Here is a 13,734-nt window from a genome sequence, read left to right as displayed (position 1 = left end):
CGCCGGACGATGGCAAGCATCGCCGCCGGGAAGAGGAAATGCGCTGATGGGCCTGTCGCCGCTTGGAAAGATCGTCACCGGCCTGTGCGCCGTCCTTGGTCTGTCGGGGGCCGCACCCGCCCCCCGCGAGGCGCCGACGGCGACCGTCGGCGAAGGACGCGTCGCCGGCACATGGCAGGACGATGTGCGCATATTCCGCGGCTTGCCCTATGCTGCGCCGCCCGTCGGCGAGCGGCGGTGGCAGCCGCCCGAAGCGCCGCCATCCTGGTCGGGCTTGCGACAGGCGGCCGAGTTCGGACCCGACTGCGTCCAGCCCGCCTATCCCGCCGACAGCGTCTATTTCGAAGCGCCCCGCCCCCAGAGCGAGGATTGCCTGACGCTCAACATCTGGGCGCCGGCGGAGGCGAAGAAGGCGCCGGTGATCGTGTGGATTCACGGCGGATCGCTGCAATTCGGCGGCAGCGCGAGCCCGATGTACGATGGACGCGAATTCGCCCGGCGCGGGATCGTCTTCGTGTCGATCAACTATCGCCTCGGCGTCTTCGGCTGGTTTGCACACCCGGGGCTGAGCGCCGAATCGCCGCAAAATGTCTCGGGCAACTACGGCCTGCTCGACCAGATGGCGGCGCTCCGCTGGGTGCAGCGCAATATTGCGGCCTTCGGCGGCGATCCCGCCAATGTGACCGCGATGGGGGAATCGGCCGGGGCGCTCAGCGTCTCCTATCTTCTCGCCAGCCCACCAGCCCGCGGCTTGTTCGCGAAGGCGATCGTGCAGAGCACCAATATGCGCGCGATGCCGCGCCTGCGCGAAGCGGCGTTCGGTCTGCCATCCGCCGAAGCGAGCGGGCAGGCTTTGGGCGAAGCGCTGGGCGCTGCCGACATCGCCGCGCTGCGCGCCGTCGATCCCGATGCTTTGCTGGCGGCGGCGGTGCGCGCCCGTTTCCCGGCGCAGCCGGTCGTCGATGGCGTGGTCGTCCCCGACCAGCTCGTCAACATCCTCGACCGCGGCGCGCAGATGAAGGTGCCGTTGCTCGCCGGCTTCAACAGCGGCGAGGTGCGATCGCAGCGGCGGCTCGTGCCGGCCATGCCGGGCGACCCGGCGGACTATGCGGCGGCGGCCGCGAAGCGTTACGGCGATCTCGCCGCCGCCTATCTCAAACTCTATCCGGCGTCGGGCGGGACGGAGAGCATGCTCGCCGCGACGCGCGACACCATCTACGGCTGGGCGACCGAACGTCTCGTCCGCGCGCAGACCGCGGCCGGAGCGCCGGCTTATCTTTACGTCTTCGATCATTGCTACCCGGCGGCCCGCGCGCGCGATCTTTGCGCCTTTCATGCGAGCGAACTGCCGTTCGTCTTCGGCATTGCCGGGCGTCCGGTCGCGGGGTCGCGCAACTGGCCGGACGCGGAGGGACCGGCCGAGGAGCGGCTCGCGGAGCAGATGATCGATTACTGGACCAGCTTTGCCGCGACCGGAAAGCCGGTCGCGCCGTCGGCAGCCCGCTGGCGTCCCTACGGCGGCCAGGAATATGCCATGCGCTTCGCCGATCGTCCGCGACCCGAACGCAATCCCTTTCCCGGCAGCTTCGAATTTCACGAAGACCGCATGCAGCGCCAGCGTGCCGACGGGCTGCAATGGTTCATACCCTAGCGCCATAGCGCATGCAGCAGGGCCGCCGGTAAGCCGCTATTCCGCGTCGCTTGATCGACGCCCTTCCCGATCCTGTTCGCTGCGCCATCGAAGGCGGCGAGACGCGCGCGTGCCGGCGCCTTTTCGCGATTCCCTTGATCGAACGGATATGCCCGGACCGCTCGGCCCCGTATAGGCTCCCTACGAACCATCCCGCGGTATCGGTGAAACCAGCGATTATGTGTCGCGCACTGTGATCCAATGTTGCGTTCTGTGAAACAAATTGCAAAATCCGCTTGTCGGTCATCCAGAAATATATAACATGTGAAACAAATCACGGAAACCGCTTCTGGTGAGGCGGTCTGAAACAACGGATGGCTGGGGAGGGACTTTATGTCGGCATTTTTGAAATCGCGGACGATCTGGGCGGCATCGGCGGCGACCGCCGCGATTCTTTGCGGGGCTGCGCCCGCCTATGCGCAGGACGCATCGACGGCAGACGACAATGCGCAGGCACCGATCATCGTGACCGCGAGCAAGCGCGGCAACGAGACGGTCCAGAATACGCCGTCGAGCATCGGCGTGCTGACCGCGGATCAGCTTGAATCGAAGAATGTCGTGAACTTCGACGACATCACGCGCAACGTCGCGGGTCTGAACGTCATCAACGAAGGCCCCGGCCTCAACACGATCATGATCCGCGGCCTCGTCGGTGCGGGGGAATCGACCGTCGGGCTCTATTACGACAATCTGCCGACCTCGGGTTCGGGCGAAAGCGCCGCGCTGACGTCGGGGCGCCAGACCGACCTCGTGGTGTGGGACGCCGCTCGCGTTGAAGTCCTGCGCGGACCGCAGAGCACGCTCTATGGCTCCTCGGCGCTCGCGGGCGTCGTGCGGATCATTTCGAACGAAGCCGATCCGGCCGATTTCGCCGGCCGCATGGACCTCAGCGCCGCGACGATCAAGGAAGGCTCGCCGAGCTGGTCGGTGAAGGGCATGCTCAACCTGCCGGTCGGCGACAAGGCGGCGGTTCGCCTAGTCGGCTATCAGGTCCATACCGGCGGCTTCGTCGACGATGTCCAGCATGGCATCAAGAATTTCAATCAGGCTGACCAGACGGGCTTCCGCCTCAACACCAAGGTCGAGCTCGGCCCCGACACGACGCTGACCTCGCAGCTCTATGTCCAGCGGCTCGAATCGGCGGGCGCGGGCTTTTCGCAGCCGTGGGCGTCGTCGATCGGCGGCGTGGCCTATCCCGCGGTCGGCGAGCTCCAGAGCAAGCTGCCGACCAAGGGGCAGTTCAACGATACGACGGTTTTGGGCGGCCTTACCCTCGAACATGATTTCGGGCCGGCGGTCGTCACGCTGACGCAGGCCTATCAGCATCGCAAGAACGACGCGATCAAGGACAATTCGGGGATGGGGGACTTCTTCCGCTTCCTCCAGAGCATCGACGCCTTCCCCGACACCGCGACGCCGACCGATCTGGCCTTCATCCAGCATCAGAAGCTGGAGCTGTGGAACACCGAAGCGCGCGTCGCGACGAAGTTCGATGGTCCGTTCAATCTGGTCGCCGGCGTCATGTATCAGACCCGCGATACCGAGATCGAAAACATCCTGCAGGACGTCGATCGGGTGTCGGGCGACGTCATTCCGGCCAGCGCCACCAACCCGATCTGGTTCCAGCGCTCGGCGCGGTTCAAGCTCGACCAGTTCGCGGCTTTCGGTGAAGCGACGGTAAAATTCTCGGATCGTTTCTCGGTCCTCGGCGGCATCCGCTATTTCACCGCGAAACGCCGCGACGTGCTGACGCCGATCGTTCCCTTCCTGCGTCTGGGTACGGCGGGCACGCCCGATACGCTGACGTCGAAGGAAAACAAGGCGATCTTCAAGTTCGAGGCCGACTACAAGCCGACCGACAATGTCATGCTCTATGCCTCCGCGTCGCAGGGCTATCGCGTCGGCGGCACGGTGCTGAAGGTCGTTCCCGAACTTCCCGATGCCTATGGCCCCGACTATACGTGGAACTTCGAGGCCGGCGCGAAGACCCAGTGGTTCAACAACCATCTGACCGCCAACATCGCCCTCTACCACATCAACTGGTACGACACGCAGATCTCGGGCGAGTTCTACAACGGTGCGTTCGAAGGCATCCTCAACTGCGAAGGGCTGTGCGCCCGGTCGCAGGGGATCGAGGTCGATATCAGCGCGCGGCCGGTACGCGGGCTGGACATCGGGTTCAGCGGCACGCTGTTCAAGGCGAAATGGCTGAAGGATCAGCCGGCGATGAACGGCAGCCCGCTCGCCGGAACGCAATTCACCGATACGCCGCGCCACACGTTCAGCGCCTATGCCAATTATCACTGGAACCTCGGCGGCGACTTCGACATGGCGCTCGCGGCAAACGTCCAGAATTCGGGCCGCATCGCCTATTCGGATTATCGCCCGCAATATAATCTCCACACGCCGGGCGCCTATACGCTGGTCGATGTGTCGGCGACGCTGTCGAAAGGCGACACCTGGTCGACCAAGCTGTTCGTCGACAATCTCTTCGACAAGCGCGCGCTGTTCAACCTGACCGCCGACAGCGTGACGCCGTACAGCGCGCTCTATGCGACGCCGCGTACGATCGGTGTCGAATTCAGCGTTAAATATTGAGGGTCGCGGCCGCCGGGCCGGACCAGATATGCACTCCCTGGCCCCGGACGCTTTGCGTTCGGGGCCGAATTTTTATGGAATGATCAGGCCGCGGGCGATCAACGCGCCGGATAGTCGGGAAAGTGAAAGCGCGAATTCAGGCGCCTCGACGACTGGCGGCAGCAATCGATCAACGCCCGGATGACGTGGATCGGCGGGCCGTCCTCGCCCAGCATGGCACTGGGCAGCATGACGGTGATCACCGCGCACAGCCGGTGGTCGGCATCGAATATGGGCGCTGCCACCGCGCCATGACCCAGGTTGAACTTGTCGCGCGTCCAGCAGACATAGTGGCGCTGAATATCGGCGATCTGCTTCATGAAGACGGCGCGGTCGGCGACCCGGAAATCGGGTTCGCGCGCACACAGATGGTCGAGCAGTTCCTCGCGCCGCTCGCGCGATTGAAAGGCAAAGACGATGCGGGCCGTCGGCGAATGCGGCAGGCTCAACACCAAGCCGGGCTTGACGTCGATGTGGATCGCCTGCGGCGCCGGGATCGACCGCATCACGACCGCGTCGCCGCCCGCTGCGGTTGCCAGCAGGACCGTAAGCTGCAGCGTATTGCCCAGCGCGACGAGATAGTCGTCGAGCAGCGCGCCCAGGTCGAAGCGGCTCGCGGCGATATGGCCCCAGCGCATCAGGCGCCAGCCCAGTTCATAACCGCGGCTGCCCTGCAATTGGACCAGACCCAATTGCTCGAGATTGGACAGGTGGCGCGAGGCGCGCGACTTGGTCAGGCCCAGCATCGTGGCGACGTCCTGCACGCTGACCTTGCCGCCGCGTTCGGCGAGCAGGTCGATGATCGCCGTCGCCGTCGCAACCGCCTCGATCTTGCCCAGCCCCTCGGTCGGCGACTGCCGGCGCAGGTCGCGTTCGCTGATGGGGGATGGAATTTGTTGCGACATACGCAACTATTAGACCAATATGTTGCGTATGTCGATACATCATGGATAGGTGAGGGCAGCAAAACGAGGGAGACGAGAGGGCGGCAATGGCAAGTCCGGCGCAGAATGAACGATTGACCCGCGTGGGTCCGGGAACCCCGATGGGCGAATTGCTCCGGCGGTATTGGCACCCTTTCGTCGCGGCAGCCGAGCTTGACGATCTGGGGATCAAGCCGGTGACCTTGCTCGGGGAGTCGCTCGTCGCTTTCCGCGCCGGCGACGGCAGCTACGGGCTGATCGACCGCCAGTGCCCGCATCGCCGCGCCGATATGCTGCACGGGATCATCGAAGAGGACGGACTGCGCTGCAGCTATCACGGCTGGTGCTTTGGCGCATCGGGCAAGTGCCTCGAACAACCCTATGAGGATGTCGCGAATCCCAAGGCCAACTTCCGCGACAAGATTCGCACCAAAGCCTATCCGGTCGAAGAAAAGGCGGGAATGCTCTGGGCCTATATGGGCCCCGATCCCGCGCCGCTGGTACCCAATTGGGAGCCTTTCACCTGGGCCAACGGCTTTCGCCAGATCGTCTATGCCGATGTGCCGTGCAACTGGTTCCAGTGCCAGGAAAACAGCCTCGACCCCGTTCATTTCGAATGGATGCACCGCAACTGGTCGTCGCGGCTGTTCGGCGACGGCAGCTATGGGCCGAAGCATCTCGAGCTGCAGTTCGACGAATTCGACTATGGCCACATCTATCGCCGCGTTCGCGAAGATACCGACAAGAGCAACCAGCATTGGACGGTTGGCGCGACCGCGCTGTGGCCGAACGCCTTTTTCCTGGGCGACCATATCGAATGGCGCATTCCGGTCGATGACGAGAATACGCTGAGCATCACCTGGATGTTTCACCGCGTCCCCGTCGATCGCGAACCCTATGTGCAGAAGCGGGTTCCCTATTGGACGGGGCCGGTCAAGGATGCGCAGGGCAACTGGATTACCAGCCATGTGCTCAACCAGGACATCGTCGCCTGGGCGGGGCAGGGCCGCATCGCCGACCGGACCGAGGAGCATCTGGGGCAGAGCGATCGCGGGATCGTGATGATGCGCCGCTGTTTCGACGACAATATCAAGGCGGTCGCCGAAGGGCGCGAGCCGAAGGGGTTGATCCGTGATCCCGAGGCCAACCGCTGCATCGAAATGCCGATCAAGCATCGCGAACTGTTCACCACCTCGATGACGCTGGAGGAAAGCCGCGCGCTGGGGGACTCGCTCGCCTATCGCCTGAACCGCCCCGACTATCAGCATCAGGTCGGCCAGCCCGAAGCGGTGAAGCGCGAATATCAGATCGCGATGGGCATGATCGCCGAGGACGCCACCGAAACCATCTGACAACCACAGCGCGCGCCCGACGGCCGCCGGAGGAGGACTGTTTATGAAACTGGGAATGATAAGGCTGAACGGCAAGCCGACCGTCATCGCGCGCGTCGCCGACGACCGCGCCGTCGCGCTGGACTATGCGTGGATGGAAGATCTGATCGAAGCCGAAAACGCGGGGCTCGATGCCGCTGCAGCGGCGATCGAGGCGGCGAAAGCCGGGCGGTTGCCGGTGATCGATCTGGCCGACGCCGACTGGATGGCGCCGAGCCCCAAAGCCTCGAAGATCCTTGGCTGTGCGGTGAACAACAACAATCTCAACCAATATGCCGTCAAGCCGATGACCGCCCCGATGTTTTTCACCAAGGGGCGTTCGGCGCTGACCGGGCATAACAAGCCGATCGAACTGCTCAAGGATCATGGCCAGTCGATCCCCGAACCCGAACCCGTGGTCGTGTTCGGCAAGACGGCGAAGAATGTGCCGCCCGAAAAGGCGCTCGACTATGTCTTCGGCTACACGCTGACCAACGACGTCACCGCCAGCGGAGTCAAATTTTCGCAGGATTCGATCGCGCTCAAGCAGCGGCCCGAAGTCATCAAGCCGCATCACCTCGCTTGGCGCCCGAAGTTCGAAGGCGACGAGGACACCTATCTGCTGTTCATCTATCACAGCAAGTCGAAGGGCGCCGACACTTTCGCCGCCATGGGGCCGTGGCTGACCACCAAGGATGAAATACCCGATCCGAATGTGCTGCGTGTCCGCGGTTACATCGACGGCGAATGCTATGCCGACGACAGCACCGCCAATTATTTCTTCCCGGTCGAACGCGTGATCTCCGAAGCGAGCAAATGGTTCACGATGGAGGTCGGCGACTGCCTGCACACGGGTACCGCGTCGAAGGGCACCGAAAAGCATCCGCGCGGCAACATCGGCACCTATCTCAATCTCTACGACGGCAAGCTGACCGACGTGGAAGTCGAGGGATTGGGCCGCTTGTCGAACCGCATCAAGATCATCGCCTGATCGAACTCGGGCTTCAGGGACGCGACGGGAGGACGGCTTGGCCGAGATCGTGCTGGGAATCGGCTGCGCGCATACGCCGCAGCTTCATACGATGGCAGAGGATTGGGATATCCGGGCCGCGCGCGACCGCGCGGACGGCATCCCCCTCTGGTTCCGCGGGCGCAAGCTCAAATATGCGGAGCTCGAGGCCGAACGCGCGCCCGAAAGGCTCGCCGACAGGCTCGATCTCGCCACCCGCCGCGCCGCCCTCGAAGCGAGTTTCGATGCGATCGACCGCCTGCATGCGCGTTTTGCCGAAGTGGATCCCGATGTCGTCGTGATGATCGGCAACGATCAGAACGAATTCTTCTCCGAGATCGTCCCCGCCTTTGCGGTCGTGGCCGCCGATGAACTGCCCAATCTGCCGCGCACTGCCGAGCAGAATGCGCGGCTGCCGGTCGGGATCGAAATCTCCGATCACGGGCATCTGCCCGAGGATCAGGTCAATTTTCCCGGCCACCGCACGCTGGGCCAGCATATCGCCCGGCATGTGGTGGGCAAGGAAGGCTTCGACGTGACGCTGTGTCATGAAAAGCCGACGGTGCGGAACGATAAGTCGCTGCTCTACGGCCTGCCGCACGCCTATGGCTTCCTGTACAAGAATCTGCTGCGCGACCGGGTGAAGCCGAACGTCCCCGTCGACGTGAACTGCTGGTATTATGACAACAGCCCTCCGGCGGCGCGCTGCTATGATTTCGGCGCCGCGGTCGCCCGCGCGATCGCCGCGTGGGACAGCGATGCCCGCGTTGCTATCCTGACGACGGGCGGGCTCACGCACTTCGTGGTCGACGAAGAATGGGACCGCTGGTTTCTCGATGCGCTGGCGCGCGACGATCGCGAGGCGCTGTGCGGTATTCCGCAGGCCGAACTGATGGCGGGCACGTCGGAGTGCAAGAGCTGGATCGCGACGTCGGCGGCGATGCGCGAGGCGGGGCTACGCATGTCGGTGGTCGGATATCAGCCGCTTTATCGGACCGAGGGGGGGACGGGGTCTTCCTGCGCCTTTGTGGAATGGCAATGAACGAAAATCGGGTTTTCATTTCGGGTGCCGGCCCGGTCGGCATGGTGCTGGCGCTCGACCTCGCGCGGCGCGGGATCCGCTCGACGATCGTCGAGCGCCGCAGCGCGGGCGAACCGCCGAGCGTCAAGTGCAACCATGTCGCGGCGCGCACGATGGAGGCGTTCCGCCGTCTCGGCATCGCCGACGATGTTCGCGCCGGCGGCTTGCCCGCCGACTATCCGAACGACTGCGTCTACCGGACCACGGTGACGCAGGGGCACGAGATCACGCGTATCGCGATTCCGGCCCGCGCCGAACGCTGGACCGACTTCGAAGGCGCCGATACCTGGTGGCCGACGGCGGAGCCGCCGCACCGGATCAACCAGATCTATCTCGAACCGATCCTGTTCGCGCACGCGGCGGCCCATCCGCTCATTACCATTCTCAACCGTCACGAGCTGGTCGAGGCGCAGCAGGATGCCGATGGCGTCACCGCAGTCTATCGCGATCTCGACAGCGGTAGCGAAGAGCGCGCGCGCGCGGCCTATCTGATCGGCTGCGACGGCGGGCGCTCGCTGGTGCGCAAGACGATCGGCGCGACGCTTTCGGGCGATCCCGTCGTCCAGCGCGTCCAGTCGACCTATATTCGCGCACCCGGGCTTCTCGCCATGATGCACGGCCGTCCCGGCTGGATGAACCTGTCGCTCAACCCGCGCCGTTCGGGCAATACCGTCGCCATCGACGGCAAGGAAAAATGGCTGATCCATTGCTATCTGTACGAGCATGAGGAGGATTTCGACGCGATCGATCGCGACGCCGCGATCCGCACCATCCTGGGCGTCGGTCCCGACTTCGACTATGAGGTCATCGCCAACGAAGACTGGATCGGCCGCCGGTTGATCGCCGACAAGTTCCGCGACCGGCGCCTGTTCATATGCGGCGACAGCGCGCATCTGTGGGTGCCCTATGCCGGCTATGGCATGAATGCCGGGATCGCCGATGCGATGAACCTCTCCTGGTTGCTCGCCGCGACGTTGAACGGGTGGGGTGGGCAAGGGCTGCTCGATGCCTATGAGGCCGAACGACTGCCGATCACCGAACAAGTGTCGCATTATGCGATGAACCATGCGCTGGGCGCCATCGCCCATCGCCGGGAGGTACCTTCGGACATCGAGGCCGATGGCGCCGCGGGCGACGCCGCGCGCAGCGCGTTCGGGGAAAAGGTCCATGCGCTCAACGTCCAGCAATATTGCTGCGGCGGTCTGAATTTCGGCTATTTCTATCCCGCCTCGCCGGTCATCGCCTATGATGGCGAGGCGCAGCCGGGCTATTCGATGGCGGGTTTCGAACAATCGACGGTTCCCGGTTGCCGGACGCCGCATTTCTGGCGGCGCAGCGGCCGATCGGTCTATGACGATTTCGGCTCCGATTATACGCTTCTGCGTTTCGATCCCGCGATCAACGTCTCGCCGATGCTGGCCGCGGCGCAAGCGGTGGGGGTTCCGGTGAAGCTGCTCGACATCGCACCCGACGAACGCACGCAGGTCTATCGCCATGCGCTGCTGCTCTCACGGCCCGATCTCCATGTCGCCTGGCGCGGCGACACGCCGCCCGCCGACACGGCAGCCCTTTTCGAACGCGTACGCGGAGCGGAGGACGTCCAATGAAGCTGGTGACATTCATCGAGGCGCAGGGCCCCGCGCGGCCCGCCGTGCTGCTCGCCGACGACCGGCTGTTCGATATCGCCGCCGCGACCGCCCGCGATGGTGCGCCCTTGCCCGACATGCTGGCGGTGATCGCGGCGGGCAAAGCCGGCCTCGCGCGTATCGCCCGGCTGATGGAGACGGCGGACCATGCCGATTTCCGCGCCTTGGCTGACGTGCGCCTGCTCGCGCCGCTGCCGCGCCCGACCCAGATCCGCGACTGCGGCAATTACGAACGCCATGTCGCGCAGGCGATTGCGGCGGCGATGCAATTGCGCGCCAGCGCGACACCCGATCCCGCCGCCACGCTCGAAAAATTCCGCGCGGCCGGCCTGTTCGAAATTCCGCCGGTGTGGTTCGAACAGCCGCTCTATTACAAGGGCAACCCGATGACCGTCGTCGGCCCCGATGCCGAAGTGGTGCGCCCGCGCTCGGCAAAGCTGATGGACTATGAACTCGAACTCGCGGTCGTCATCGGCGGTCCTGCCAAGGATCTGAGCCCCGAAAACGCGCTCGATGCGGTATTCGGATATACCATCTTCAACGATTTCAGCGCCCGCGACATCCAGTCGCGCGAGACGCAGTTCCGCTTCGGCCCCGCGAAGGGCAAGGACTTTGATACCGGCAACGCGATCGGACCGTGCATCCTGACCGCCGACGAGGTCCACGACCCCGAAGCGCTGACGATGATCGCGCGGGTCAATGGCGAGGAAAAGGTGCGCACCGTCTCGGGCGGCGGCCAGCATTCGATCGCTGCAACCATCGCCTATATCTCGCGCGACGAGACGCTGCATCCCGGCGACCTGATCGCGATGGGAACCGTCGCCGACGGCTGCGGCTACGAAAGCCTCACCTTCCTGTCCGATGGCGATGTCGTCGAACTGGAGGTCGAAGGCATCGGCGTCCTGCGCAACAAACTGGTCGCGCCCGCGTGATTGCGGGCCGCGCCAGATATCATTCGCTTATCAGGTGAAATTTTTGGCTTGGCGCGTTGCTGTCGGCAGCGTTTTCGATTTATAGCTATCAGCGATGAGCGCAGTCAAAAACTTACCGCCCTATCGTCACTCAATAGCCGGTTCGCTTCTCGCCGCGCGCGAGGCGACGATGGCGCCGATCCGGCCGCTGCTTCGCGCGGCCAACTTCACCGAACAGCAATGGCGCGTCCTTCGCGTGCTTTCCGACGGCGGGCCGCTCGACGTGGCGTCGCTCGCCGAACGCGCGATGCTGCACGGCCCCAGCGTAACGCGGATTCTCAAGGAACTGGGTGATCGCGGCTTGACCGCGCGCGAACTCGACAAGGCCGACCGGCGCCGCTCGATCGTCGATATCACGCCCGCGGGACGCGAGGCGATCGACGAAACCGCGGCGCATACGGTGCTGCTGATCAATCGCTATGTCGAAGCTTTCGGGCGCGAGCGGCTCACCGCGCTGCTCGACGAACTCGCGGCCTTCCAGGAAACATTGGCGCCCTTCGCCCCCGAAGCCGAATAGCCCCGGGGGCGGTCGCGCTCCGGCGTCAGGGTTCGCCGAGCGGGTTGGCTGGTACCGGAGTGGGCGAGGGGACGAACGGGTGGATCAGCGCCCACGGGCTCGGCATCTGTCCCACCGACACCTGAATCAGCGCCGGTCCGCCGCGCGTCTTTGCGGCGGCGAGCGCCTCTTTGAGCCCCGCGGGCGAATCGACGCTATGCGTCGGTAGGCCATAGGCCTTGCCCAGATGCTCGAAGTCCGGATTGGTCAGCTGGACGCCGATCTCATGGCCGAAGACGCGGTTCTGGATGCGGCGGACATTGCCGAAATAGCCGTCGACGAAGACGACGATCGACAGGTTCACCTGATCGCGTGCCGCGGTCGCCAGCTCCTGAAGGCCCCAGCCGAAGCCGCCGTCGCCGTTCAGCGATACGACGCGGCGGTCGGGGTTGCCGTGGGCGGCCCCCAGCGCGGTGTTGAACCCATAGCCCAGCGTGCCCTGATAGCCGGGGGTGATGAAGCTGCGCGCCGCGTGGACGGGGAATCCGATGTTCGAAAAATAGCCGACCTGGGTCAGCTCGCTGACCAGAATATCATCGTCCGCCATCGTCGAACGCAGCGCCTCGACATAGTCGGTCTGCGGCTGGATTGCGCCGGTCTGCTGCTGGCTCCATGCCTTGACGAGCGCGATGCGATCGGCCGCCGACGCGCGCACCATGTCGGCGGGCAGCGCGGCGAGGATGGCCTCGAGCCCCAGCCGCGCATCGCCCGCGATGAACAGGCCGTCGTTGCGCGGCGCGCCGGCATCGCTGGGCTCGACATTCAGATAGATGTAGCGCGTGTCGGCATTGGCGTGGATCGGGTGGGCATGACCATCCAGGAAGCGGCTGCCCGCGACCAGGATGACGTCGGCATGCGGATAGACCGCCCGGCCGCCGAGCGCGGTGAGTGCCAGCGGGTGACGATCGTCGAGCGCCCCGCGTCCGTTCTCGCTCATGACCGCCGGCGCCTGCAGCTTTTCGGCGAGCGCGCGCGCCGCATCGCCGGCATTGGCGGCGACGGCGCCGCCGCCGAGATGGATCGCCGGGAAGCGTGCGTTGGCAAGCAGATCGGCGGCTTCGCGGATTGCGCTGTCGTCGGGAACCGTCGGCGCTTTCGGCGCGGCGGGCAGCAGTGCGCACAGGCCCTTTGCCTGCAGCATGTCGGTCGGCAATTCGATCGCGACCGGTTGCGGGCGGCCTGAGCGGAGCTGGCGGAAGGCCTCATTGACCAGCCCCGGAATATCCTCGGGCTTGTGGGCGATGCCGTGCCACTTGGTCAGCCGCTGGACGATCCCCGACTGGTCGGGCAATTCGTGCAGCATGCCGTAACGCTTGCCGATCGTATCCGACGGGATATGCCCGACCAGAAAGAGAACGGGGGCGTTGCAGGCATAGGCGGTGGCGATGCCCGACAGCGCGTTGAGCATGCCGGGACCGGGAACGACCATGCACACGCCTTCGCGGCCCGTCGTGCGCGCATAGCCGTCGGCCATATAGGATGTCGCCTGTTCGTGGCGCGGGACGATCAGCCGCAGCTTGCCCTGCTGTTGCCGGATAGCCTCGACTGCCCAGTCGAGCTGGATACCCGGAATGCCGAAGATATCGCGGACCCCTTCTTCGAGGAGCTGGGCAACCAGCGCTTCGCCGCCGGTGCGTTCCTGGGGGGTATATTGGCTCACGTCATCTTCTCCATCGAAAGGCGAATATCGGGGGCGGAGGCGCGGCAATTGCACCTTCCGAATAAATTTAACACGTTATCTATATGGGGGCAGGGCATGGGTTTCAAGCGGCAATATCGCCGCTTGCGCAGAAAGAGGCATTGACAGTCGGTAATAATTTAACATGATATATTTTTAATGCTTGCGAGGCC

Annotated in this window: 10 protein-coding genes; 8 read left to right on the top strand and 2 right to left on the bottom strand. The window is 64.6% G+C overall.

Features of this window, described 5'->3' with window-relative positions:
• Nucleotides 1-46 precede the first annotated feature (46 nt).
• The gene (locus STE01S_RS12500; RefSeq protein ID WP_062768092.1) at nucleotides 47-1,651 is read left to right on the top strand and encodes a carboxylesterase/lipase family protein; all 1,605 of its coding nucleotides are present in this window, start codon (nucleotides 47-49) and stop codon (nucleotides 1,649-1,651) included.
• A 372-nt stretch (nucleotides 1,652-2,023) separates the two neighbouring features.
• Nucleotides 2,024-4,288, top strand: coding sequence for a TonB-dependent receptor (locus STE01S_RS12495; protein WP_062768089.1), 2,265 nt, complete (start codon nucleotides 2,024-2,026; stop codon nucleotides 4,286-4,288).
• A 98-nt stretch (nucleotides 4,289-4,386) separates the two neighbouring features.
• Here the strand turns inward: STE01S_RS12495 and STE01S_RS12490 are convergent, their stop codons facing one another.
• Nucleotides 4,387-5,232 carry an IclR family transcriptional regulator gene (locus tag STE01S_RS12490; RefSeq protein WP_062768086.1) on the bottom strand — a complete coding sequence of 282 codons (846 nt, stop codon included), beginning with the start codon at nucleotides 5,230-5,232 and terminating at the stop codon, nucleotides 4,387-4,389.
• Between the two features lie 140 nt (nucleotides 5,233-5,372).
• Between STE01S_RS12490 and STE01S_RS12485 the strand changes: the two genes are divergently transcribed.
• The 6 genes from STE01S_RS12485 (at nucleotide 5,373) to STE01S_RS12460 (ending at nucleotide 11,844) form a co-directional block, all read left to right on the top strand.
• A complete protein-coding gene (locus STE01S_RS12485; protein WP_255265947.1) occupies nucleotides 5,373-6,602 on the top strand; it encodes an aromatic ring-hydroxylating dioxygenase subunit alpha in 1,230 nt (409 codons plus the stop codon).
• A gap of 43 nt (nucleotides 6,603-6,645) precedes the next feature.
• A complete protein-coding gene (locus tag STE01S_RS12480; RefSeq protein WP_082813322.1) occupies nucleotides 6,646-7,611 on the top strand; it encodes a fumarylacetoacetate hydrolase family protein in 966 nt (321 codons plus the stop codon).
• Between the two features lie 37 nt (nucleotides 7,612-7,648).
• A complete protein-coding gene (locus tag STE01S_RS12475) occupies nucleotides 7,649-8,671 on the top strand; it encodes a DODA-type extradiol aromatic ring-opening family dioxygenase (RefSeq protein ID WP_062768078.1) in 1,023 nt (340 codons plus the stop codon).
• Entirely contained in the window at nucleotides 8,668-10,317 is a 1,650-nt protein-coding gene (locus STE01S_RS12470; protein ID WP_218016989.1) for an FAD-dependent oxidoreductase, read from the top strand. Before STE01S_RS12475 ends, STE01S_RS12470 begins: the two co-directional genes overlap by 4 nt.
• The gene (locus tag STE01S_RS12465; protein ID WP_062768072.1) at nucleotides 10,314-11,288 is read left to right on the top strand and encodes a fumarylacetoacetate hydrolase family protein; all 975 of its coding nucleotides are present in this window, start codon (nucleotides 10,314-10,316) and stop codon (nucleotides 11,286-11,288) included. The genes STE01S_RS12470 and STE01S_RS12465 overlap by 4 nt, the downstream gene beginning before the upstream one ends.
• A gap of 94 nt (nucleotides 11,289-11,382) precedes the next feature.
• Nucleotides 11,383-11,844, top strand: a complete 462-nt coding sequence (locus STE01S_RS12460) for a MarR family transcriptional regulator (protein WP_062768069.1) — start codon at nucleotides 11,383-11,385, stop codon at nucleotides 11,842-11,844.
• A 25-nt stretch (nucleotides 11,845-11,869) separates the two neighbouring features.
• Here the strand turns inward: STE01S_RS12460 and STE01S_RS12455 are convergent, their stop codons facing one another.
• Nucleotides 11,870-13,543 (bottom strand): thiamine pyrophosphate-binding protein, encoded by a 1,674-nt coding sequence (locus STE01S_RS12455; protein WP_062768290.1) that lies wholly within the window; start codon nucleotides 13,541-13,543, stop codon nucleotides 11,870-11,872.
• Nucleotides 13,544-13,734: the final 191 nt, after the last annotated feature.

Source organism: Sphingopyxis terrae subsp. terrae NBRC 15098 (assembly GCF_001598815.1).
GTDB lineage: Bacteria > Pseudomonadota > Alphaproteobacteria > Sphingomonadales > Sphingomonadaceae > Sphingopyxis > Sphingopyxis terrae.
This window is presented reverse-complemented; position numbering and strand designations above follow the sequence as displayed.